The sequence below is a fragment of the Pseudomonas sp. IPO3747 genome, from assembly GCF_013385245.1.
GTDB classification, from domain to species: domain Bacteria; phylum Pseudomonadota; class Gammaproteobacteria; order Pseudomonadales; family Pseudomonadaceae; genus Aquipseudomonas; species Aquipseudomonas edaphica.
The window spans coordinates 196,058-219,848 of the sequence record NZ_JACAQL010000010.1 but is presented as its reverse complement, the minus strand read 5'-3'; the positions used below and the strand labels follow the sequence as shown (position 1 = coordinate 219,848).

20 protein-coding genes are annotated in these 23,791 nt (G+C 59.2%); 10 read left to right on the top strand and 10 right to left on the bottom strand.

Features of this window, described 5'->3' with window-relative positions; translation table 11 throughout:
* Positions 1-12: 12 nt before the first annotated feature.
* From HX790_RS16870 to HX790_RS16850, 5 genes are all read right to left on the bottom strand, one after another.
* Positions 13-471 carry an N-acetyltransferase gene (locus HX790_RS16870; RefSeq protein ID WP_017136027.1) on the bottom strand — a complete coding sequence of 153 codons (459 nt, stop codon included), beginning with the start codon at positions 469-471 and terminating at the stop codon, positions 13-15.
* 93 nt (positions 472-564) lie between these two features.
* The gene (eutC, locus tag HX790_RS16865) at positions 565-1,398 is read right to left on the bottom strand and encodes an ethanolamine ammonia-lyase subunit EutC (RefSeq protein ID WP_017136028.1); all 834 of its coding nucleotides are present in this window, start codon (positions 1,396-1,398) and stop codon (positions 565-567) included.
* Positions 1,395-2,789 carry an ethanolamine ammonia-lyase subunit EutB gene (locus tag HX790_RS16860; RefSeq protein WP_017136029.1) on the bottom strand — a complete coding sequence of 465 codons (1,395 nt, stop codon included), beginning with the start codon at positions 2,787-2,789 and terminating at the stop codon, positions 1,395-1,397. Before HX790_RS16860 ends, eutC begins: the two co-directional genes overlap by 4 nt.
* 64 nt (positions 2,790-2,853) lie before the next feature.
* Positions 2,854-4,287, bottom strand: a complete 1,434-nt coding sequence (eat, locus tag HX790_RS16855; protein ID WP_017136030.1) for an ethanolamine permease — start codon at positions 4,285-4,287, stop codon at positions 2,854-2,856.
* Between the two features lie 184 nt (positions 4,288-4,471).
* Positions 4,472-5,992: an aldehyde dehydrogenase family protein gene (locus HX790_RS16850; protein WP_058420203.1), complete on the bottom strand. Its 1,521-nt coding sequence runs from the start codon at positions 5,990-5,992 to the stop codon at positions 4,472-4,474.
* A 271-nt stretch (positions 5,993-6,263) separates the two neighbouring features.
* Between HX790_RS16850 and HX790_RS16845 the strand changes: the two genes are divergently transcribed.
* The 7 genes from HX790_RS16845 (at position 6,264) to HX790_RS16815 (ending at position 16,786) form a co-directional block, all read left to right on the top strand.
* Positions 6,264-8,174, top strand: a complete 1,911-nt coding sequence (locus tag HX790_RS16845; protein ID WP_017136033.1) for a sigma-54-dependent Fis family transcriptional regulator — start codon at positions 6,264-6,266, stop codon at positions 8,172-8,174.
* Positions 8,175-8,345: 171 nt separating this feature from the next.
* Positions 8,346-11,552, top strand: a complete 3,207-nt coding sequence (locus HX790_RS16840) for a hypothetical protein (RefSeq protein ID WP_157786480.1) — start codon at positions 8,346-8,348, stop codon at positions 11,550-11,552.
* 233 nt (positions 11,553-11,785) lie between these two features.
* Complete coding sequence (locus HX790_RS16835; protein WP_017136035.1) at positions 11,786-12,832, top strand: hypothetical protein; 1,047 nt, start codon at positions 11,786-11,788, stop codon at positions 12,830-12,832.
* Between the two features lie 487 nt (positions 12,833-13,319).
* Entirely contained in the window at positions 13,320-14,420 is a 1,101-nt protein-coding gene (locus tag HX790_RS16830; protein WP_232626319.1) for a hypothetical protein, read from the top strand.
* Between the two features lie 113 nt (positions 14,421-14,533).
* Positions 14,534-15,883, top strand: a complete 1,350-nt coding sequence (gene mpl, locus HX790_RS16825; RefSeq protein ID WP_017136037.1) for a UDP-N-acetylmuramate:L-alanyl-gamma-D-glutamyl-meso-diaminopimelate ligase — start codon at positions 14,534-14,536, stop codon at positions 15,881-15,883.
* Positions 15,880-16,509 (top strand): flavin prenyltransferase UbiX, encoded by a 630-nt coding sequence (gene ubiX, locus HX790_RS16820; protein ID WP_017136038.1) that lies wholly within the window; start codon positions 15,880-15,882, stop codon positions 16,507-16,509. The genes mpl and ubiX overlap by 4 nt, the downstream gene beginning before the upstream one ends.
* A complete protein-coding gene (locus HX790_RS16815; RefSeq protein ID WP_017136039.1) occupies positions 16,502-16,786 on the top strand; it encodes a YceK/YidQ family lipoprotein in 285 nt (94 codons plus the stop codon). Before ubiX ends, HX790_RS16815 begins: the two co-directional genes overlap by 8 nt.
* Positions 16,787-16,900: 114 nt before the next feature.
* Here HX790_RS16815 and HX790_RS16810 read toward each other — a convergent pair whose 3' ends face one another.
* From HX790_RS16810 to HX790_RS16800, 3 genes are all read right to left on the bottom strand, one after another.
* The gene (locus HX790_RS16810) at positions 16,901-17,542 is read right to left on the bottom strand and encodes an oxidoreductase (RefSeq protein WP_017136040.1); all 642 of its coding nucleotides are present in this window, start codon (positions 17,540-17,542) and stop codon (positions 16,901-16,903) included.
* Positions 17,543-17,571: 29 nt separating this feature from the next.
* Positions 17,572-19,290, bottom strand: coding sequence for a C13 family peptidase (locus HX790_RS16805; protein ID WP_017136041.1), 1,719 nt, complete (start codon positions 19,288-19,290; stop codon positions 17,572-17,574).
* A 105-nt stretch (positions 19,291-19,395) separates the two neighbouring features.
* Positions 19,396-19,851 carry a MaoC family dehydratase gene (locus tag HX790_RS16800; RefSeq protein ID WP_099547585.1) on the bottom strand — a complete coding sequence of 152 codons (456 nt, stop codon included), beginning with the start codon at positions 19,849-19,851 and terminating at the stop codon, positions 19,396-19,398.
* A gap of 166 nt (positions 19,852-20,017) precedes the next feature.
* On the opposite strand from HX790_RS16800, the gene HX790_RS16795 reads away from it, so the two are divergent.
* Genes HX790_RS16795 through HX790_RS16785 form a run of 3 tightly spaced genes read left to right on the top strand, consistent with a single transcriptional unit; the run spans position 20,018 to position 21,699 of the window.
* Positions 20,018-20,371: a CidA/LrgA family protein gene (locus tag HX790_RS16795; RefSeq protein WP_138453376.1), complete on the top strand. Its 354-nt coding sequence runs from the start codon at positions 20,018-20,020 to the stop codon at positions 20,369-20,371.
* Entirely contained in the window at positions 20,368-21,084 is a 717-nt protein-coding gene (locus HX790_RS16790; protein WP_017136043.1) for an LrgB family protein, read from the top strand. The genes HX790_RS16795 and HX790_RS16790 overlap by 4 nt, the downstream gene beginning before the upstream one ends.
* A gap of 21 nt (positions 21,085-21,105) precedes the next feature.
* Entirely contained in the window at positions 21,106-21,699 is a 594-nt protein-coding gene (locus HX790_RS16785; protein ID WP_017136044.1) for an LON peptidase substrate-binding domain-containing protein, read from the top strand.
* Here the strand turns inward: HX790_RS16785 and HX790_RS16780 are convergent.
* Complete coding sequence (locus tag HX790_RS16780) at positions 21,693-23,009, bottom strand: bifunctional DedA family/phosphatase PAP2 family protein (protein WP_017136045.1); 1,317 nt, start codon at positions 23,007-23,009, stop codon at positions 21,693-21,695. The two genes, HX790_RS16785 and HX790_RS16780, sit on opposite strands and share 7 nt — an antisense overlap.
* Before the next feature lie 94 nt (positions 23,010-23,103).
* The gene (locus HX790_RS16775; RefSeq protein ID WP_099547586.1) at positions 23,104-23,787 is read right to left on the bottom strand and encodes a DNA-3-methyladenine glycosylase; all 684 of its coding nucleotides are present in this window, start codon (positions 23,785-23,787) and stop codon (positions 23,104-23,106) included.
* Between the last annotated feature and the right edge of the window lie 4 nt (positions 23,788-23,791).

Genomic DNA, 23,791 nt, shown 5'->3' with positions numbered 1-23,791 from the left:
GCTGGTGTTTTCTCAGTCCTCACTGATCGGCAGCACGTAGTTCTTGAACTCCGTATCTTCCCGAAAGCCGATCGACTCATAGGTCTTCTGCGCCACTTCATTGTCACTGCTGGTCGACACCCGCAGCCGCACGGCCTGGGTCTCCTTGGCCATCTTCTTCGCGGTGCGCATCAGGTTGTCGGCCACCAACTGCCGGCGGGCATCTTCGGCGACGTAGATGTCGTTGAGGATCCACACGCGTTTAAGCGACAGCGACGAAAAGCTCGGGTACAGCTGGCAGAATCCCAGCAACCTTTTGTCGTCATCATCCGCCAGGGCCAGGTAGATCACCGACTCCTTGCGGCGCAGGCGCTTTTCCAGAAAGGCCCGCGACGAATCCGGGAAGGGCAGCGCGCCATAAAACTCACGGTACTTGACGAACAACGGGGTCAGCAGGTCCAGGTGTTCCAGGGTCGCTTGAGTAATCCGCATGCCAGGCCTCAACTTCCAAATGGGTGTATGACCACACAAGCGGCCGTGACTCGATGCTGCCTAATGACGCAAAAAAGCGCAATCGTGCAGCTATCAGTCATTGGGTGGGCTGAGCAGGAAATTGCCTTTCATCAGGTCAGGATCATCCGATTCAATGGTCTGAACCTGCGCCTCGTCCTTGAGGTTGACCCCCGACAGCTGCCGACGACATGCCTCTTTCATCAAATAAAGCAGGCGATGGGCGGCCATGCCGTAACTCAGGCCCTCCAGTCGTACGTTGGAGATGCAGTTGCGGTAGGCATCGGTGAGTCCGACCTTGGGGTTGTAGGTGAAATACAGCCCCAGGCTGTCCGGCGAGCTGAGGCCCGGCCGTTCGCCGATCAGAATCACCACCATCTTGGCCCCGAGCAATTGGCCGACTTCATCGGCCACTGCCACGCGGCCCTGTTCCACCAGAATCACTGGCGATAAAGACCAGCCTTCAGCCTGGGTCTGTTCCTCCATGCGCGTAAGAAACGGCAGCGTATGTTTATGCACCGCCAGCGCCGACAGGCCATCGGCCACCACCACGGCCAAATCCACGCCGCCTGGGTTGGCGGCGGCATAGTCGCGCAGGCTCTGGGCTGACTCATCACTCAGGCGTCGGCCCAAATCCGGGCGTTGCAGGTACATGTGCCGGTCCACCGCAGCGCTGTGCAGCAACAGGCTGTCACGCCCGCGCTCGGCCATTTGGCTGCTCAGGCCCGCATGGTCGAAGGGCAGGTGTACCGCATCGCGTGCCTGGGCGTGGGCGAATTGAAAATCCAGCTGCGCGTTGGTGGGGATGCTGGTGCCGGTGCGGCCCAGGGCAATGCGCGCAGGCGTGAGGCGGCGCAGTTCCAGCCATGGGTTGTCAGGCAGGTCGAGTTGCACAGGCGGCTCCTTCATCCTAATTGCTTCAAGGCGTGGCGAAACGCCGGTGGCAGGCTGTTGCCAAAGTGCACCTTGCCGTCGGCTTGGGTGAAGATGCCCATTTTCGCCAGCCACTGCTCAAACTCCGGCGCCGGCTTTAAACCCAGTGTTTGCCGAGCGTACAGGGCGTCGTGGAACGAGGTGGTCTGGTAGTTGAGCATGATGTCGTCGGAGCCGGGGATGCCCATGATGAAGTTGATCCCGGCCACGCCCAGCAGGGTCAGCAGCGTGTCCATATCATCCTGGTCGGCCTCGGCGTGGTTGGTGTAGCAGATATCACAGCCCATCGGCACGCCGAGCAGCTTGCCGCAGAAGTGGTCTTCGAGGCCGGCGCGGATGATCTGCTTGCCGTTGTACAGGTACTCCGGGCCGATAAAGCCTACAACCGTGTTGACCAAAAACGGCTTGAAATGCCGCGCCACGGCGTAGGCGCGGGTTTCACAGGTTTGCTGGTCGACGCCAAAGTGCGCGTTGGCCGACAAGGCGCTGCCCTGGCCGGTTTCGAAATACATCAGGTTCTGGCCCAAGGTGCCGCGATTCAGGCTCAAACCCGCTTCGTAGCCTTCTTGCAGCACGCTCAGGCTGATGCCGAAACTGGCGTTGGCCGCCTCGGTGCCGGCAATTGACTGAAACACCAGGTCCAGCGGCACGCCACGGTTGATGGCCTCGATGGAGGTGGTCACGTGGGTCAGCACGCAGGCTTGGGTGGGGATTTCGTAGCGCTGGATGATCGCGTCAAGCATCTCCAGCATGGCGCAGATCGAGGCGATGCTGTCGGTGGCCGGGTTGATGCCGATCATGGCGTCGCCGTTGCCGTAGAGCAGGCCGTCGAGAATGCTGGCGGCGATGCCCGCCGGTTCATCCGTCGGGTGGTTGGGTTGCAGGCGGGTCGACAACCGCCCGCGCAGGCCCATGGTGCCGCGAAACTGGGTGACCACGCGAATCTTCTGCGCCACCAGCACCAGGTCCTGCACACGCATGATTTTGGAGACGGCGGCGGCCATCTCCGGGGTCAGCCCGGGCGCCAAGGCACGCAGGGAATGTTCGTCGGCCGCATCGCTGAGCAACCAGTCGCGCAGGCCACCGACGGTCAGGTGGCTGACGGCGCTGAACGCCTGTTTATCGTGGGTGTCGATGATCAGCCGGGTGACTTCGTCGCTTTCGTAGGGGATCAGCACTTCTTCGAGGAAGTGTTTCAACGGGATATTCGCCAGCGCCATTTGCGCCGCGACGCGCTCGCCGTCGTTCTGCGCCGCCACGCCCGCGAGGAAGTCGCCGGAACGCGCCGGGCTGGCTTTGGCCATCACGTCTTTGAGGCTGTCGAAGCGGTAGGTCTGTGTACCTACCGCGTGGGTAAAGCTTGCCATACAGTGTCTCCTTGGCGACGCGGGCTGCCCGTGAGTAAGGCGCCCGCATCGAGGTTTACGGCAGTTAGTGCAAGGCGGCCTCTGCGGCCTGGATCGCCGCGAATTCCTCTTCGGGCGTGCCTGCTACCAAGTGATGCCGGCTGTAGAAAGCAAAGTAAGCAATTAATACTCCATAGATGATCGCAGCGCCAATCACCACCCGTGGGTCCACCAGAAAGCCCGCTACCACGGCCACGCAGGCCAGTATCAGGGCGATGCCGGAAGTGAAAATGCCACCCGGCGTGCGGTACGGGCGGTCCATTTTGGGGCGGCGGATGCGCAAGGTGATGTGCGCGGCCATCATCAGTACGTAGGAAATGGTCGCGCCGAACACCGCCACCAGAATCAGCAAATCACCCTGGCCGGTCAGCGACAGGCCGAAACCGATGATGCCGGGGATCACCAATGCCAGCACCGGCGCTTTACTTTTGTTGGTCTGCGACAGCTTGCGCGGCAGGTAGCCGGCGCGAGACAAGGCAAAGATCTGCCGCGAATAGGCGTAGATAATCGAGAAAAAGCTCGCGATCAGCCCGGCCAGGCCAACCAGATTGACGAAGCTGCCCATCCAGGTCGAGCCGCCGTACGACAACGCCAGTGCTTCAACCAGCGGGTTACCCGATTTGATCAGCGCGTAGGTGCCGGCGCCGCCGGGCGCAATCACCAGAATCAACAGGGCAAAACTGGTCAGCACCACAATGGCGCCGATCAATCCGCGGGGCAGGTCGCGCTTGGGGTTCTTGGTTTCTTCGGCGGCCAGGGGCACGCCTTCGACGGCGAGGAAAAACCAGATCGCGTAGGGAATCGCCGCCCACACGCCAACATAGCCAAACGGCAGGAAGGTGCTGGCGCCCTTGGCCTCGGTCACCGGCATGTCGAGCAAGTTGGCGACGTTGAAGTGCGGCACCATCGACACCAGGAACACCCCCAAGGCAATCGCAGCGACGGCGGTGATCACAAACATCAGCTTCAAGGCTTCACCCACGCCAAAGATGTGGATGCCGATAAAGATGATGTAGAACGCCAGGTAAATCATCCAGCCGCCGATGCCGAACAACGACTCGCAATAGGCGCCGATAAACACCGCGATGGCGGCAGGAGCAATCGCGTACTCGATAAGGATGGCGGTGCCCGTGAGGAACCCGCCCCAAGGGCCAAACGCGCTGCGGGCAAAGCCGTAGCCACCGCCAGCGGTAGGAATCATGGAAGACAGTTCGGCCAGGGAGAAACACATGCACAGGTACATGGTGGCCATGAGCAAGGTGGCGAGGAACATGCCGCCCCAGCCGCCCTGGGCCAGGCCGAAGTTCCAACCGGCGTAGTCGCCGGAGATCACATAGGCAACGCCAAGGCCGACCAGCAGCACCCAGCCGGCGGCGCCTTTTTTCAGTTCGCGTTGTTGGAAATAGTCGGTGCCGACTTTTTCGAAGTCGACGGAAGAGCCAGTGGGTTCGCTAGGCATGGGGAAGTACCGTCCGTTGTTATTATTGTGTGTAGCAAGCGAGATCGTTCCCACGCTCTGCGTGGGAATGCATCCCGTGACGCTCTGCGTCACCTTGCACCCGGCTTGAGCCTTGTGCAGACATCGGGACGCGGAGCGTCCCAGGCGGCATTCCCACGCAGAGCGTGGGAACGATCGGGAAGGGTTAGAAAAAGCCCAACGGATTAATGTCGTAGCTCACCAGCAGGTTCTTGGTCTGCTGGTAGTGATCCAACATCATCTTGTGGGTCTCACGGCCCACGCCGGACTTCTTGTAGCCACCAAACGCGGCATGCGCCGGGTACAGGTGGTAGCAGTTGGTCCACACGCGGCCCGCCTTGATCGCGCGGCCCATGCGGTAGGCGCGGTTGATGTCGCGGGTCCATACGCCGGCACCGAGGCCGAACTCGGTGTCGTTGGCAATCGCCAGGGCTTCGGCTTCGTCCTTGAAGGTGGTGATGCTCACCACCGGGCCGAAGATTTCTTCCTGGAACACGCGCATCTCATTGGTGCCCTTGAGCAGGGTCGGCTGGATGTAATAACCACCGGCCATGTCGCCGGTCAGTTGCTCAACCTTGCCGCCGGTGAGCAGTTGCGCGCCTTCGCCCTTGGCGATTTCCAGGTAGGACAGGATCTTGTCGAACTGCTGCTCGGACGCCTGGGCGCCGACCATGGTGTCGGTGTCCAGCGGGTCGCCGCGTTTGATCTGCTCGACCTTCTTCATCACCACTTTCATGAAGTCGTCGTAGATCGACTCTTCAACCAGCGCACGGGATGGGCAGGTGCACACTTCGCCTTGGTTAAAGAACGCCAGCACCAGGCCTTCGGCGGCTTTTTCGATAAACGAAGGTTCGGCTTTCATGATGTCGGCAAAGAAGATGTTCGGCGACTTGCCGCCCAGCTCGACGGTGGACGGAATAATGTTCTCGGCCGCCGCGTGCATGATGTGCGAGCCCACCGGCGTGGAGCCGGTGAAGGCGATCTTGGCGATGCGCTTGCTGGTGGCCAGGGCTTCGCCCGCTTCTTTACCGAAGCCGTGCACCACGTTCAGCACGCCAGGCGGCAGCAGGTCGCCGATCAGCTCCATCAGCACGTTGATGCCCAGCGGGGTTTGCTCGGCCGGTTTAAGCACCACGCAGTTACCGGCGGCCAGGGCCGGTGCGAGTTTCCACGCGGCCATCAGCAGCGGGAAGTTCCACGGGATGATCTGGCCGACCACACCCAGCGGCTCGTGGAAGTGGTAGGACGCGGTAAGTTCGTTGATCTCGGCGCTGGTGCCTTCCTGGGCGCGGATGCAACCGGCGAAATAGCGGAAGTGGTCAGCGGCCAGCGGGATGTCGGCGTTGAGGGTTTCACGCACGGCCTTGCCGTTGTCCCAGGTCTCGGTGATGGCCAGCAGTTCGAGGTTCTGTTCGATGCGGTCGGCGATTTTCAGCAGCACCAGCGAGCGGTCCTGGGCCGAGGTCTTGCCCCAGGCGTCAGCGGCGGCGTGGGCGGCATCCAGTGCCTTGTCGATGTCTTTGGCAGTGGAGCGCGGGAATTCGGCGATGGGCTTGCCGTTGACCGGCGAGGTGTTAGTGAAATAGTTGCCGTCCACCGGCGCAACGAACTCGCCGCCGATGAAGTTGCCGTACTTGGCCTTGAAGGAAACGATCGAGCCTTCGGTGCCGGGATGTGCGTAACGCATGGTGGGTATCTCCTGCTTTTATGTTTATTGGAGTACAGCGGTGTTGCGCGTGATAAAGCGTAGAGCAAAGGTTGGGCCATCGCTTTACACACCTGTTAAATCAAGGGTTTGAGCTTTGTTGCGAGGTGTTACGGTGACAAGGCTGGCACAGACGGTGTGACAGTTTGTGCCATAAGCGATACACCCTGTGACCGGTGGGTCGGCGCGGGATTGCAATGGCCGGATGGCTGGGGGATGCTGGCTGCTCTCACGCAGGGAGAATAATAAGAACATGCACAACGATCATTTCAGTCGCCATGCTCAACAGGTCCTCACCGTCACCCGCGGGCAAGACCTCGCCCACGGCCCCGGCAGCGACCCGTCCATCGCCCGGTCCTGGTTGCGGTGCCTGGAGGACTATCACCTCGACCCCGCGCTGACCATGGCGCCCACCGTGCTGGAACACGGGCGCCTGCTGGAAAGTCGCGAGCGCTTGCAGCAAGTGCTGCGCATTGCCGGCAGTGAGATGAACAGCCTGCATCAACAACTTTCCGGCGCCGGCCATGCGGTGCTGCTCACCGATGCGCGTGGGGTGATCCTCAACTGCGTTACCGCGCCGGCCGAGCGCAAGGTGTTCGAGCGTGCGGGGCTATGGCTGGGGGCCGACTGGAGCGAGGCGTGCGAGGGCACCAATGGCATCGGCACCTGCCTGGTGGAGCGCCAGTCGCTGACCATTCACCGCGATGAGCATTTTCGCGGCCGCCACACCGGTCTGACCTGCTCAGCGAGCCCGGTGTTCGATCCCCATGGAGAACTGCTGGCCGTGCTGGATGTGTCTTCTGCACGTGAGGCGGTGTCGCGCCAAAGCCAGTTCCACACCATGGCGTTGGTGAACTTGTCGGCCAAGATGATCGAAAGTTGTTACTTCCTGCGCCATTTTGAAAAGCACTGGCTGCTGCGCTTTCACTTGCAGGCGGAATCTGTGGGGTTGTTCAGCGAAGGGCTGCTGGCCTTCGACGGTGACGGACGTATCTGTGCGGTCAACCAGAGCGCCCTGAACCTGCTGGGCCAGGCGCGGGGCGGTTTGCTGGGGCAGCCGGTGGAAGCGTTTTTCGAATGCTCGCTGGACCAGTTGCTCGGCCGCGCCAGTGCCAATGCCACCGCCAGCTGGCCGTTGCGTACGCGCGATGGCCGGCATTTGTTCGCTGCGTTGCGTGGTCAGGCACGGAGTACACCGCCGGCGCCGATGGCCAAGCCCGAGGCACCGCGCCTGCCGGGCATCTGCCTCGGCGACCCGGTGTTACAGAGTGATTTTCGCAAGGCCCTCAGGGTATTCGAGCGCGACGTGCCCCTGTTGATCAACGGCGAAACCGGCTGTGGTAAAGAAGCCTTCGCCAAGGCGGTGCATCAAGCCAGCCAGCGCGCCGACAAGGCTTTCGTTGCGCTTAATTGCGCCGCCATCCCGGAAAACCTGATTGAAAGCGAGTTGTTCGGTTATCGCGGCGGCAGCTTTACCGGCGCGCTGAAAGAAGGCATGCGCGGTAAATTACAGCAGGCCGATGGCGGCACCCTGTTTCTCGATGAGATAGGCGACATGCCTTTCGCGTTGCAAACCCGTCTTTTAAGGGTGCTGGAAGACCGCGTGGTGGTGCCCATCGGGGGCGCGCCGCAGGCGGTGGACGTCAGAATCATCAGCGCGACCCACCGCGACCTGTTAGCGCGTGTTGCCGACGGTAGCTTCCGCGAAGACCTTTACTATCGCCTCAACGGCCTTGAGATTGCCGTGCCGCCCTTGCGCGACCGTAGCGACAAAGCGCAATTACTGGCGTTTTTGCTGGCGGAGGAAGCCGCAGGGCAAGCGGTGGTGCTTGATGAGCCAGCGCGCCGCGCTCTGCTGGACTACGCCTGGCCGGGAAACATTCGGCAATTGCGCAACGTGTTGCGTACTTTGGCGGCGTTGTGCGAGGACGGGAAAATCAGCGTTGAAGACCTGCCGCCCATCATTCGCCAACCGCGCCCCGTGAGGGCTTTAGATCCCCGTCAGGGGGGCGTTCTGGACGATGCAGAGCGCGTAGCGTTACTCAATGCACTCAAACAGCAACATTGGCACATGTCCCGCACGGCAGAAAGTTTAGGCGTTAGCCGGAATACGCTTTACAGGAAGTTACGCCGGCACGGAATTGAACGTTGTTCACACGCGTGATCTGCGCGTTGTTACTGCAGCCCTCATAGTGCCCGCTTTTAGTCGCCCATGAGAGAAGTGGGTTGAAACGTTTGGATAAACCTTGCCTGATGTTTTTTGTGTGATTTGTATAGTTGTGAGCCACTCAGTCTCTGAATAGTTACTTGTTTTTATTCGGGTTCGGGTGTGGAAATGACAAATATTGAAGCAGTAAAAGTATCACCCATCTTATCCAGTACAGGGGCCGATGAGCCTCCTGCGGCTGGCGCCAGGGTTAGCACCGATAAAGCACATGATGAACGCAACACGGATGCTCAGGTGCCTGACACCCCCGAAACCCGGGCGGTGGCTGACGCTCAGTTGGCGAGGCCCTACGCGTTAGCATTAGCGACGCGCTCCTTTCACACCTCAATGGGGCCAATGGATGTTCAAGTGCCTGCGCAGTCCACACTCGGTCGTTGGCGGACCCAATTGGACGACGCCTTTAAAGGCCGGGGGTTTTTATCGTGGGCGAAAGAACAGGGCCTTGATAGCAAAAGCCTCAAAGTGGATCCGTTCGCCGGGGAATTGACGGGAATTGTAAATGGCAAGATCCACACTTTTTCCTTAGAAGACAATTCGGGTTGGTCGGACATCTCCAGGGTGCTGTTGTCGATTGCCAGGGTGATCGCTCCAAAGCCTGGGCAGGCGTTCAGTTATCCTTGGCCGGACGGTAAGGTGCCGCTGTACACGGTGGGTCGATTTTACGCAGAACCTATTGATCTCTCCCCTTCGCAAGCCGCTGCGCATCGAGAGAAACTGAGGGCCGGGTCAGCGTTTGAGTTCGCACCTGTGGGTCATGCGTCCCAGCGATCTGTCGAGGCGTTAGTGGAGCAGGGCGAGGCGCTGGGTGATGACGCTAATCGTCATGCACTTATCGCGGCGCTGAACGCCCAGGTCGACGATGCTGAAGGGAAAATAGATCTGAATAACGTTATGGTCCCGATTGACCGACGTTCAAGTTTATTTATCAAGGAGCAGCGCCGGGAGATAAGTGTTGCTCAGATGCTCGAAAATAAGGGGCATAGGCTACCTGGCAACCGTGCGCAGGCGCTTGGCTTGGCGAACGCACTCTCCTTTGACCTTGCCCATCGGATGCCTGGGGCCGACGGTGGGGGCGTCAGGCATATTGCGGGACTGCTGAATAAAACCGCGTTGCGCAAGATGAAGGCGGTAGTGGATCCGTGGAAGTTGAAACATGCAAGCCCGGCTCCTGATTCTCACGCAGGAGCCGGCAGTTTTATACGTAGCCTGATAAACAGGCCTGGGGCGCCTGCCCAGAAGATGATTCTGGACAATCCCTCATTGGCATTGGACCAGCTCATTCGGACGCCCGATGCACAGACGTTGGGCCTGGACATACAAAAAAGAATCAGCTCAGCAGAGTCGCCGACCGGTGCGATTGAGGCATTGACTGCGGCACTCTTGCAGGACCTTGATCCTAACCCAGATAAGTCATGCTTCAACGTGGCGGGTTATAACCTCTATCAACGCGACAATATGGGGGCTAGCGCTTCTGAGATCGTTAAACGTTTTACGACTTATCTTGAGACTAAACTGGGCGCGGATGTGGCCCCTCTTGCTGCGCAGCTATTACTGTCCGCCGTCGCCCCTGAACTCAAAGTAAAAAATATTCCTCCCGAACTGGTTTTTGGGTCTTATACGTGGACTGAATTTTCTATAGCGGTTGCACTGGTAGAGCAGGGAGATCGCGGCGGCGCATCGGGAAACATGACGTTTCGTCAAATAGTGGACTATGCCGATGTGCAACTTAATATTCTTGAGGATGAGGACGCGTTAGCAAGCATGTCGATCAATCCGCTTAGGGCGTGGGGGGTCGCTAACAAGGTGATAAAATACAGCCCCGACGGTCAATATACGCCCGAGGAAGTTGAGCAATCACAGCGCGTGTTAAAAAAGCAGAAAAGGGAGCTGGAATGGGCACGCACTGAGTTGTTGAAGCCGCCCCCGACGCGGGAGTCGGAGGCGCTGTCTGAGTTCAAACGGGTGTACCCGGATGTTGATCCGACGAAGACAACCTTATGCAGTGTCATGGATAGCCGTTATATCGTATCGCCACTTGATGTCTATATGACGAAGCCTTTTGAGCCAGACAGGTGGAAGTCACGTGATGAAAAAGAGTTGCCTTGGACGCAGATGAAGTCTCGCTTTTCTGAGCTTGATAACAATATCGGTCAAACGTTTGCTGAGAAGTTTGAGGGCTATAAAAAGACTCAGGCTGCGGGGTGGGCTATTCAGTTCAAATATCAGGCGTCTTTGCTGTCTATGGCTGAACAGGAGCGTATAAGTCAATCAACTGTAACGTTCATGCGAGTGTCTCGTCCTTTTTTGGGCACAGAGGAAACGAACAACCTACAGCTTTACCCCGGGCGCCAACCCCGAAAGCCCACTCCACACGAACTCAAAGAGTTGGAAGGGGGGCAAGGCTTGCTTATGAAAGTTGAGGGCGGGCAGGGGGCGGTTGAGTACTTTAGTTATTTTCCAGCCCTGGGAAAAATCGTTAAGGAAAAGGGAGTGCCGGCAGAGCAGCCAAATTTTGACGATCGCAGGTATTTTTCTCCGGGTTACGAGGCACGAGTCCCTGGCACGTACAATGTGTTTACAGAATTTGCCACCAATAATGAGCGTGATTCGCCTGATGTAATCGGTGAAGCAAGAACGCCGTATTTTTCTCAACGGAACGGTTCGCTGGGTGCCGCGGTGGGTGATTTTTTTACCAAGGATTATGATTATTTAAAAACAAAGCTTTTCGGTGAAACGAGGATTGAAAAGAACACCAGGGCTAATCAAGCTGTCAACAATTTTCTCCTTTCGCTTATTCCCTTCTATGATGGTATTAAAGATGCGATCGACGGCAATGTTGCCGGCGCAGCTTTTAATATCGGGTTCGATTTTTTAGGGTTTTTTCTCCCTGGGGCAAGTGCCGCGAATAGAGCCTTGAAGCTTGGTAAGTCAGCAGGCAAGGTGCTCAAGCGGTCTTTTTTTGCAGGGGTCGGTGCTTCTGTGGGTGTTACCGATATCGTTGATCTGCCGAAAAACTTTAAACGGGGGATAGTCGCCTTAGGTAAGGATTTAAAGACGGTGCGCAAACATTCAGATGAGGTGCTTGCTCGACTGAAAGGGAATTACAGATTTTATGAGGTGACAGGAAGTTACAAGGAGGGTGATATTGTCAAGGGCTTCTATCAGGTGGAGTCGGACGGTGTAAGCAGGCCAGTAGTTGCGCTATTTAAAAAGGGCGCTTGGTATGCATACAGTACTGTTACCAATACACCCTTTGGCCCTCAGTTAGCACAGTTTGGAGTGCTGAATGCACTGACGCCTTCGGATAAACCATAATGGTTTTAACGGGCGCGGCTTAGCGAAAAAGTCGCCGTGCCCGTCTGAGTTGTTAATAAGTTCGCGTTTGGTTGAGTCGTCGGGCTGCGATTTTTAGTATCCGTGCGGCTGACGCACTGTGCCTGTGTGCCTGGATCGTTTTTGCCGACGTTGTTGTAGGTCAGTGGCGAGTGTGTATTTTTTTATAGCCTGGAACTGTATGAGGTATTTGTGTCACCTAATGGCTGAAGGAAATGGATGGCTTTCTAATTAAACTAATTATTAGGCAGAACGTTATGATATTTGCAAATGCAGTTGAACGGCCATTGGTATGCTCAAGAATTTCGAATTTTTTCAGTGGCGGATGGACCAGAAGCGAGCCGCCTAGCCCTGTAAGAACACCTGATGCTCCCAAGATAGAGGGCGCGGTAGCGGCCAAACCCGCAGACGGTAGCAATAACGGTTTTGATCAGGGGTTCATTGATAAACAAGTGACATCCCTCGAAGGCCCGGGGCACGCCAGTGGCCAACGACAGCCGGGGCAGGCCACTGATACAAATGCCACTGCTTCGCAAGTGGCTGACTATAGAGAAGCGAACAGGAAAAAGTGGCAAACGCAAAAAGATGCTGAAGCCCGTGACAAGTTGTTCGGTCAGCCCACACCGGGTCGAGTCGATGGGCAAGAGGTTCCACCGTTCTCTTCTCGAGCGCTTGAGGAAAATGCAGCGGATTTAAGCAAAGCCTCAGGGGCGGAGTCCAAGTTTGAGCTGGGTAAGGCGTATAAAAATGCACTGGTGACTTCATCGATTACTTTGCCAGTTACGATAGTTGCTTTTGTGACCATCGGAACTATCAATGAAACTATTAAGCCTCACCTCAGTGCAACCCCCGCTGCTGAGGGTGCCACCGCTGCTGAGGGTGTCACCGTTGCTGAGGGTGTCACCGTTGCTGAGGGCGCCCCCGTTGATGAAGGAAAGCTCGTCGATCGTAAGCAGACAAGTGTATTTCAAGTGGCCAATACCTTAGCCAATCTGCGGGGCGAAGGGCATGTTGGGCCATCGGACAAATGGGCAGCGCAAACCGATGAAGAACGTTTGGATTCTCTCGATGCAATACTTGACTATTGCGAGCCAGAACTGGTTAAGGATGCACAAAAGTACGGCGTTAAGTTTCAACCTGCTACCTCGGGCGGTGATAGCGACGATATAAAGACCCGCACAGCTGTCATCGATTCCAGGCTGGCGGCCCTGACGGCACTGTTCGGTGTCTTAAAGGGGAAAGTATCGGGCAGTGCCAACTAGTAGGCGGGCGCGTGTCACGGGTCAGGCGATTGGCGGGAACGAGGTCGACGCTGCGCTGAACGCCTGCACTCTGATTGACCTGCACTCTGATTGAAGAGTGCGGGCTTTTCTTGCGGGTGAAGTAATTTTTTATGACGTGCTTATGTGAGTGCTTCCGGTTTCTGCTGATCTTGCGCATAGCGCTATCGGCGCTGATTGATTGGCATAGAGAAGTGCTGGGCCGGGATGAACACGTTCATCGCGTACGAAAGTGCGCTGCAGCGCCGGCCTGAGCGGCTGTGCAAGTCTAAAAAGATAGCTCGAACAGCAAGGTAGGTGGGAACGCTTAAAGTGTCGAGTTTAACGCTGTGCTTCATCCGTGAGACGGCGTTGTCTTACAGGGCGTGTTGGCAGGCTCTGGCTGGAACTGTACTGGGTGGGGTGCCCACTCATTCAGGGCAACTGCTTAGAGTGTTTTCATACAATAACAATCACGCTGGTGAACACTATGAACATTATTCCTTCAATGGCCACTTTCATTGCTTCACACCCTGTATCCGTCGACCAGCCTGCTGCGCAGCTCGAGTCGTATAAAGCTGATCCTGCTGATTGGCCTTTGTCGCAAACCAAGGGGGCCATCGAGAGCAAAAACCTCAAGTGGGGAGGTGGAAGGGGGCCGAGGCCTCCATCTCCACCACCTGCTCCTGCTCCTGGGCCGCCGCCGCTACCACCGCGCCCACGTCCGCCCGTGCCGCCCAAGCCGAAACCAGATCCTAAACCCGCGCCGCCGAGCAAGCCCGGGCCTGCACCCAAGCCCCAGGGCGGTGGGTTCAAGGACGCGGGGAGCACTGTCATGCAGATCAATAAAATCAAGGCCAATGACGAGTTGATGATGGCCAATTTGCGCAAGCAGGCGCCTATCAGTGTGGCGGAGGCTGCCAAGCGAGTTTTTGATGCCGACAGACTGGTCAAGGCCGGTGTGATTGATACCGGGCCAAGCGCCCTGCGCGTTGCTCGTGATGCGGCTATCAGTGCCGGTATCACCGGGATGGTCAGCGCGCCGATCAACGTAGCAGCCTATGCAGGCTCCGTGGCCGCCGGAGAGCGGATCAAGTCTTCTTACGCCCCTGGTGTATTGCCGCCACCGTTTTTGCCCGGCGCCAGCAGCCCGCCCAAAAAAGGTGACGCTGCCGAGCACGTTGATTCGACGCCCGATTCGACAGCCGATTCGGCAGGCACGATTGACCAGCGCCTGGATGATTTCGAGATAAAGCTGTTGGGCATGGGCTCCACCGTCATGATTCTGTTGGGCGAGAACAACCGTGTATTTACCAAGAGTGAACGTTGGCCAACCGATAACGACGCACGCTTAAGCAACCTGGAAAAGATACTCAGGTTCTCTGAGCAACAATTGAAGAAGATCACTCGGCAGAACGGAATTATTTTTAAACCATATAAACCCGGCGAACCCATACCTGCCGATGTAGAAGGGCGTCTTGACCTGATCGACAAGAAGTTCAAGCGCATGGACGAGGCCTATGAAAACCTGCGTTTGCTCGCTGCTTTGAAAGCCAGTCAGCGCAACACTCAAGCACCCGCCATCGCTTGAGGATGGCACTATCGAGCGAAATGCCAGACGCATTTCGCTCGCCCGCTGACCGTTTAAAAGGTGCGATTTCCTACTCCCTGCGCTAACCTGCCTCGATGTTTACGAGGTCAACTATGCACATTCATATTCTGGGTATCTGCGGCACATTCATGGGTTCGATGGCGGTCCTGGCCAAAGAGTTGGGCCATCACGTTACTGGCTCCGACGCCAACGTTTATCCGCCCATGAGCACGCAGCTTCAGGCCCAGGGTATTGAGCTGACCCAAGGTTACGACCCCTCACAGTTCGACCCGGTCCCGGATCTGGTGGTGATCGGTAACGCCATGTCACGTGGTAACCCGGCGGTCGAATATGTACTCAACAAGGGCTTGCCCTATGTCTCCGGCCCGCAATGGCTGGCCGACCATGTGCTGCAAGGCCGCTGGGTTCTTGCTGTGGCGGGCACCCATGGCAAGACCACCACCAGCAGCATGCTGGCCTGGGTGCTTGAGCATGCGGGCATGAGCCCGGGTTTCCTGATCGGCGGTGTGCCGCAGAACTTCTCGGTGTCGGCGCGTTTGGGCGATACGCCGTTTTTTGTGATTGAGGCCGATGAATACGACAGCGCCTTCTTCGACAAGCGCTCCAAGTTCGTCCATTACCGCCCGCGCACCGCGATCCTCAACAATCTTGAGTTCGACCACGCGGACATTTTCCCTGATCTGGCCGCCATTGAGCGCCAGTTCCACCATTTGGTGCGCACCATCCCCAGCGAAGGCCTGGTGATCCACCCGACCACCGAGCCGGCCCTGCAGCGCGTGATCGACATGGGCTGCTGGACGCCGGTGCAAACCACCGGCGCGGGCGGGCAGTGGCAGGTCAAGTTGCTCAGCGAAGACGGCTCGCGCTTTGAAGTGCTGTTCGAGGGTGAGGCCCAAGGCGTCGTCGAATGGGACATGACCGGTCAACATAACGTCGCCAATGCCTTGGTCACCCTGGCGGCCGCACGGCATGTGGGCGTGGTGCCTTCCATGGGCATCGCCGCCTTGAGCGCGTTCAAGAGCGTGAAACGCCGTATGGAAAAAGTCGCAGATGTGAACGGGATTACCATCTACGACGACTTTGCCCACCACCCAACAGCCATTGCGACCACGCTGGATGGCCTGCGCAAGCGCGTCGGTGATGCCAATATCATTGCCATTATTGAGCCGCGCTCCAATTCCATGAAACTCGGCGCGCACCGCGATGGTTTGCCGGAAAGCGTCAACGACGCCGACCAGGTGGTTTGGTACGCCCCGACTAACCTCGGCTGGGACCTGCCGGCGATTGCGGCGCTGTGCACGGTGCCTTCCATCGTGTGCGACTCCATTGAAGCGATCATCGAACACGTCAAACATCAAGCCAAGCCCGGCACCCATGTGGTGGTCATGAGCAACGGCGGTTTCGGTGGCCTGCACGGCAAGCTGGCCGAGGCGCTCAAATGAGTGGCCCGGAACGCATTACCCTGGCGATGACCGGCGCGTCCGGTGCGCCTTACGGCCTGCGCTTGCTGGACTGCCTGGTGCGCGAAGACCGCGAGGTGCACTTCCTGATTTCCAAGGCCGCGCAACTGGTGCTGGCCACCGAGACGGATGTGCAACTGCCGGCCAAGGTGCAGATGATGCAAGCCTTCCTCACCGAGTACACCGGCGCGGCTGCCGGGCAGATCAAGGTGTACGGTAAAGAAGACTGGATGTCGCCGGTAGCGTCCGGCTCCGGTGCGCCGGCGGCGATGGTGGTAGTGCCGTGCTCCACCGGCACCTTGTCGGCGATTGCCACGGGCGCCTGCAACAACCTGATCGAGCGGGCGGCTGACGTGACCTTGAAGGAGCGCCGCCAGTTGATCCTGGTGCCGCGCGAGGCGCCGTATTCGAGCATTCACCTGGAGCACATGCTCAAGCTGTCGAACATGGGCGTGACCATCTTGCCGGCTTCGCCAGGGTTTTATCACCAGCCGCAAACCATCGATGACCTGGTGGACTTTGTGGTGGCGCGCATTCTCAACCTGCTGAACATTCCCCAGGACATGCTGCCACGTTGGGGCGAGCACCATTTGAGCAGCGATGAATAAGGCACTGTTGATGGTGTTGGCGCTGCAACTGACGGGCTGCGCCACGGCGCGCACGCTGGATGCCGCGCAACCCGGGGCGCCGGTGGTGTATGCCGGCACGCGGCTGGATGTGTATGCGATCAATGGCGGCTGTTGCGCCAAGGATCGATTTGGCGCTGAGGCGCCGAGCTATCCGCATGTGGATCTGCCGGCCAGCGCGTTGCTCGACACCTTGCTGTTGCCGCTGTCGTTATTGACGGTGTTGGGTGTGGGGTTTAACGCAACAGGCGGGCTTTAGTGTTGCGTTGAGTGTGCGGGCCCCATCGCGGGCAAGCCCGGCTCCCACAGGGGAATGCCTTCCAAAGGTGGGAGCTGGCTTGCCTGCGATGGGGCCCGCACAGGCGCTGCTAGATCATTTGCCGAGCTTGCGCAACTCATCCGACTCCACCACCCGCACGCCATCCTGCTCTTCCAGCGCCAGGCGCCACATGGCGCGGGCCAGTTCGCAGACTTCGATACCGTGGTATTTGCCCGGAATCAACCGCGATAACGGCCCGGCGATTTTCTCGGCCAGGCGCGATTCCAAGCGTTCCCCCAGCAGCAACGAAGGCCGCACGATGGTCAGTTGCGGCCAGTCCTGAGCCTTGAGCGCTTGCTCCATTTCGCCTTTGACGCGGTTGTAGAAAATCGAGGACTTCGGGTCGGCGCCGATCGCGCTGATCACTATCAGGTGCCGCGCGCCCATCTCCCGTGCGCGCTTGGCGAAGGCCACCACCATGTCCAGGTCGACCGCACGGAAGGCTTCTTCTGAACCGGCTTTTTTAATCGTGGTGCCCAGGCAGCAGAAGGCGATATCAACCTGGCCGCTCAGTTGCGGCAGGAACACCGCCGGGTCACCCACCGGGTTTTCCAGGTGTGGGTGTTCGGCCAACGGCTTGCGGCTAGGTGCCAGTACGCGGGTCACCGTGGGTTCGTTGAGCAGGCGGTCGAGCAGGTGTTCGCCGGTCAGGCCGGAGGCGCCGGCGAGCAGGATATGCTGAGGTGTCAGGTACATGGTGTTTCCCCCTTGTTACACGTTACAGCTTAGTTGCCTTTGGCTTCCTTGCTATTCATTGAGACGCTTTCGAGCGCCTTTCGTGCCTGCTGTTTACGTAACAATTGCCAGTGGGCGATCACGCCTTTGGGCGCCCAGATCTGCGGTTCAGAGGCTTCGAAGTTGTCCGCCTGTTCACGCTCGGCCACGTGCAGCTGCGCCAGTTTGAAGGCTTGTTGCAAATCGTCGGTCTGGTTGAAGGCCTGGGCGAACAAGGCGTCGCCGAAGTAGGTGAAGTCCGCTTCCTCGGAGCAACCGAAGGACACGCGATCCGCGCGCGAGGCGGTCATGATCAGCGTGTGCTCGTCCTTCAGGGCCGGGATAAACCCACCGGAGTAGCAGGCGGAAATCACGATGATCTTGTCGCGGTCCTTGAGCGGCGCAAGCACGGCGGCCAGCTCGTCGGCGGGCAGGTCGGCCAGCTCCATGCGCGGCTGGTCGAGTACCAGTTCATGTTCGTGGGTGCCGTGGCTGGTCATGTAGATAAACACCAGGTCTTGCGGCCCGGTGCGTTCGGCCAGGGTTTGCACAGCGCGGCGCAGGCTTTCGCGGGTGGCCAGCGGGCGGTCGGCGATGTGGTCGCGGTGGTTGACCAGACGAATCTGCCCGCGCGCACCGAAGCGCGTGGCGAGCATGTTGCTGACGTAATCGGCTTCGCGCAGGAACACGCTTTGTTTGCCATCGCCGGCCAATACCAGGGTGTACAGCTCGACGGCAGGCGTGGAGGGTGGCACGGCGGCAAGGGCGGCATCGAGCAAGCGGCCCTGGGCCAGTATGCCGACCTCCAGTGGGTCGGGCAGCAACTTGCCGTCGGCATCGCGCACGCGCATGCCGTTGACCCAAGTGCCGGCCTGCACGGTGCCGTCGGTGAGTACCAGGGTGCCTTTGCCCTGGTAGCTGTCGCTGTCGAAACCGCCGACATAGAAACTGCCGTCGGTGAGGTTCAGACGGCCTTCGCCGCTGAAGCGCCATTCGCTGAATTGGCCCACGTAGTGGCTGCCGTCCACACCGATCAACTCGCCTTTGCCGCTGAGCGCGCCTTCCTTGAACTGGCCGATCCACACGTCGCCGTCGGCGTTTTCATAACGGCCCTTGCCGTTGAGCTGGTTCTGTTTGAACTGGCCGACATAGATATCGCCGTCGGCACTGTTGAAGGTGCCATTGCCTTCAAGCTGGCCATCGACAAAACGACCACTGAACTGGTTGCCACTGTCGTCGTTGCGCTGGCCTTCGCCATTGGGTTTGCCGTGCACGAACTGGCCCTGGTACTGGCTGCCGTCGGCCAATTCCAGGCGGCCAAGGCCGGAATATTGATCGTTTTTGAATTCGCCGCGATAGGTCATCTGCCCCTCTTTGAGGGTGCCTTCTCCGTTGCGTCGCCCATTCTTGAAACCGCCGACGTAGCTGCTGCCCGCCGTGGTCAGGCTGCCTTGGCCATCGAACAGGCCTTGCTGGAACTGGCCTTTATAGACCTCGCCGTTGCTGCCATGCCATTCGCCCTGGCCGTGCCACTGGCCTTTGTCGAACTGGCCGGCGTACCAACTGCCATTGGGGTAGTCCACGCGGCCCTGGCCTTGCAGCAAACCGTTGACCACATCACCCCGGTAACGGCCGCCGTCGGGCAGGCGCGCATCGGGCGGCAACAGCGATTCGCCGTCTCCGCAAGCGGTGAGCAACAGGGCAAGGGCAAGGGGAGCGAGTGGGCGCATAGCGGGATCCGGATAATTGAGCGCCGAGTATGCCGCAGCTGCGAGATTCATACATAAATTTACATACACTGTGGCAAGGTTTATTGCCTCGCCACAGGCCCGGCCTTACACGAAGCAGAGTGACAGCGACTCGGCGATGTAAGCAGGTTTTTCCTGGCCTTCGATTTCCAGGGTGGCGGTGGCCTTAAATAGCCATTGGCCAGGTTTTTTCTCGGTCACGTCGGTGAGGGTGACGTTCAGGCGGACTTTGGAATTAACCTTTACCGGCTGGATAAAACGCACGCTGTCCAGCCCATAGTTGACCGCCATCTTCAGGCCTTCGGGCATGATCAGGATGTCTTCCATGAGCTTGGGCATCAACGACAGCGACAGGAAACCGTGGGCGATGGTGCTGCCGAACGGGGTCTTGGCGGCCTTGATCGGGTCGACGTGGATGAACTGATGATCGCCGGTGGCTTCTGCGAACAGGTTGATACGCGCCTGGTCGATGGTGAGCCATTCGGAACGTCCCAGTTCCTTGCCGACATAATCTTTGAGCTGCGCTACAGGTACATAGGGCATTGCGACTCTCCTTGGTTCATCGATTCTGTTTTTTATGAGTTACAGAGAACCAATGTAGATCATCATGGGCAACCCACCCGGTCAACCCACCATGCTTTTGGCGAATGCCGAAGCATATGGCGGGCGTGCTTATAATGCGTCCCAGCTTTAGAGGGGGGAGAGAGCGATGCTGTTACGGGGCCTGACCTGGCTGGTGCTGTTTCAATTGATCGGCACCGCGATCAACCATTTGCTGTTGCCGGTGCTGCCGGGGCCGATTATTGGCTTGCTGCTGATGCTGGTTTTTTTGATCTGGCGCGGTGAAGTCGGCGAGCCCCTGAGCCTGGCCGCCAGCAGCCTGTTACGTTACTTGCCGTTGCTGCTGGTGCCGCCGGCGGTGGGCGTGATGGTCTACGCCAAGGACATTGCCGCCGATTTCTGGGCCATCATCGGCGCGCTCGTTTTGTCGCTGGTGATCGCCATGGGTTTTGTCGGCGTGCTGATGCAGCGCATGGTCAAGCGCAAGGAGCGCGATCAATGATCGGCGACTGGCAGGGCGCGTGGGCTGCGGTTATTCATCATCCGTTGTTCGGCATCGGCATCACCCTCGGCGCCTATCAACTGGTGCTGGCGGCATTCGAGAAAACCCGCTGGGTCTTCCTGCAGCCGGTGCTGGTGTCGATGCTGCTGGTGATCGGCGTGCTGCTCAGTTGCGGCCTGACCTACGTCGAGTACCGCAAGAGCACCGAGATCATGGGCATCCTGCTCGGTCCGGCGACGGTGGCTTTGGCGGTGCCGCTGTTCTTGAACCTGCGACGGATTCGTCAATTGTTCTGGCCGATTTTTACTACGCTGGTGATAGGCGGGGTGGTGGCCACCGGCTTGTGTGTGCTGCTGGGCTGGTGGTTCGGCGCCGAACACATGATGCTGATGACCATGGCGCCCAAGTCGGTGACCTCGCCGATTGCCATGCTGGTGGCTGAGCAGATCGGTGGCGTGGCTGCGCTGGCGGCGGTGTTTGTGCTGATCACCGGGGTGATCGGTGCGATGATCGGCCCGGCGTACCTGTCGCGCCTCGGTGTGCACAGCCCCGAGGCGCGTGGCATGGCGCTGGGCATGACCGCCCACGCCGTCGGCACCTCGGTGGCCTTGCAGGAAAGTGAAGAGTGCGGCGCCTTCGCGGCGTTGGCCATGAGTCTGATGGGCGTGGGCACGGCGGTTTTCCTGCCGTTGGCCGTGTCGGTGATCGTTTAAACCAGGTTTAAGGAAACCTTTATGAGTCTGGCGCTGTTCCCGCTCAATACCGTGCTGTTCCCTGGCTGCACCCTCGACTTGCAACTGTTCGAGGCGCGCTACCTGGACATGATCAGCCGCTGCATGAAAAAGGGCGAAAGCTTTGGTGTGGTGTGCATCCTCGACGGCAAGGAAGTCGGCATGGCCCCGGACGGCTACGCGCTGATCGGTTGTGAAGCGCTGATCCGCGATTTCAAGCAGCAGGACAACGGCCTGCTGGGGATTCGCGTCGAAGGTGGCCGCCGCTTCCGCGTGCGCGACGCTGGCGTGCAGAAGGATCAGTTGCTGGTGGCCGAGGTGCAATGGCTCGAGGAACTGCCCGACCAGCCTTTGGAAGAAGAGGACGCCGACCTGCTGGCGTTGCTCCAGGCCCTGGCCGAGCACCCGATGGTGGCTTCGCTGGATATGGACGCGCATGCCGAGGGCCAGCAAGCCTTGGGCAATCAGCTGGCGTATCTGCTGCCGTTCACCGAGGCCGACAAGATCGACCTGCTGCAACTCGATGACCCGCAGCAGCGCCTGGATGCGATCCAGATGCTGCTCGACGAGTTGCAGGGCGAACTGTTCACTCAGTAGGCGTAGCGCAACAGGGCGTGGGGTGTGCCGGTGAGGGCGATAAAGCTCAGCACCGCCACCAGCACCGGGAGCAGCAGCCACCAGGTTTTCTGCGGCATGGCCGGCAGCGGGCTTCGATACTGGATGACGGCCAGGCTGAAGGCGCACACCGTCATCGCCAGCAGCGTGCCGGCCAGTATGTCCGTGGGCCAATGCGCGCCCAGGTAAACCCGTGACAGCGCAATAAAAGCGGCGGGAATACAGCCCAGCAACATCCAGGTCAGGCGCAGGCGCGTGGGTTGCCCGCGCCCGGCCAGCACCGCCAGTGCGAGAAAGAACGCAAAGGCGCCGGAGGCGTGGCCGCTGGGCATGCTGAAACTGGTCAGTGGTTCTGTGAGGATTTCCGGGCGGCCACGGGCGAAAAACAGCTTGGTGCCCGTGTTGATCACCGCCGCCCCCGCCAACGTAGCACCGACGAACACGGCATGCCGCCATTGCCGCGCCACCAGTAGCAGGCCAGTGAAAATCGCGCTGGCGATAAACATCTTCCTGAATTCACCCAGTTGGGTAATCCGCACCATCACCTCGTCCAGCCACGGGCTGCGATGCTCCTGGACCAAAGCACTGAGGCCCTGATCGAAGTGATTGAGGTGGGGATAGCCGATAAACAGGGCGATCAACAAAGTCAGGCTGGCGCAACCGACCCACAAGGTGGCACGACGATGGCCGCGCAGGCTGCTGTTCAAGCTCAGCCCCAGCAACACCGCGATACACCCGGCGACAATCCCGGCTTCCAGCCAGAAACCTTCCGGCAGCGGCAGGCGGAAGGCGGCGCCAGTGGCCCAGCCTGGCAGCAGGTAGGCCACCGACCAGCCGGCGGCGGCCACAATGCTTACGGCGGCAAAACGCGGGAACGGCATGTCGCACATGCCCGCCACCATCGGCAGCATGGGGCGCAGCGGGCCGATGAAACGCCCGACCAGCAGGCTGGCGATGCCGTACTTGTGGAAGTAGGTTTCGGCGCCGTTCATCCATTCCGGATGGTGGCGTAAACCGGGCAGGCGGCGGATGTTCTGATGGAAGTGTCGGCCCAGGTAGTAGGAAACGCCGTCGCCCAGCAAGCCGCCGAGAAAGCCCAGCAGCAAGGTTTCACTCAACGACAGCGCACCGCTGCCGGCCAGGGCCGCAATGGCAAACAGCAAGACGGTGCCTGGCACGATCAGACCGGCGATGGCCAGGCATTCAACGCACGCGACGATAAATACCGCCACCGCCAGCCATTCGGGGTTCAGTGTGAGCCAGCCAGTAATGCTATCGAGCCATTGGCCCATAAAACTTCACTCCATTTATGTCGGCAGTGGCGATCAACTGTGGGAGCAGGCAAGCCAGCTCCCACATTCGATCTGCTGGGCTGCTTCTGTCTGTTCAAATCAAAAAATAATCACGGCCTTCGACCTGGCCCCGGCGCAGCGGGTTCCGGGTGCAATACGGTGCATAACCCGCATCCACGAAGCGGTACATCAGGTGTTCATCGCGCCCGCTGGGGATGCCCAGGCGGGTGGTCTGGATGATTTGCGTCGGGGTCTGGCCCACGTCTTCAACAAACAGCAGTTCCTGATCGAAGCGCTTGGCGTCCCACATCGGCACTTTCAGGCCCAGGGCTTTGCACAGCAGCGTTTGGCCGGCGCAGAGTTTTTGCGAGGGGCGTGGGTGGCCATTGGCGTCCGGGTTGTTGAGCAGCATCTGTGCCAGGCTCGCCGGGCCGGACAGCTCATCGACCCACGGATAAGCCGATTTGATCAGCACCGCATTGCCGGGGCCGTGAGCGCTGAAGTTCAGTGAATCGCCGCCACGGGCGTAGTACATGTAGATGTGCCCACCATCCAGAAACAAAGCCTTACGCTTTTCTGTGTAACCGAGTGAGGCATGGCTGCCTTTTTCGGCCACGTAATAGGCTTCGGTTTCGATAATTCGCGCCGAAAGCCAGGTTTCACCGACGCGGTGGCGGATGACTTTGCCGAGCAATTCGCGCGCAAGTATTTGCGCGTCACGGTCGAAGAAGCTGTCGGGCAGGGCGCTGGCGGGGAGCTGGGGGGCAAAACTGGACATGGCG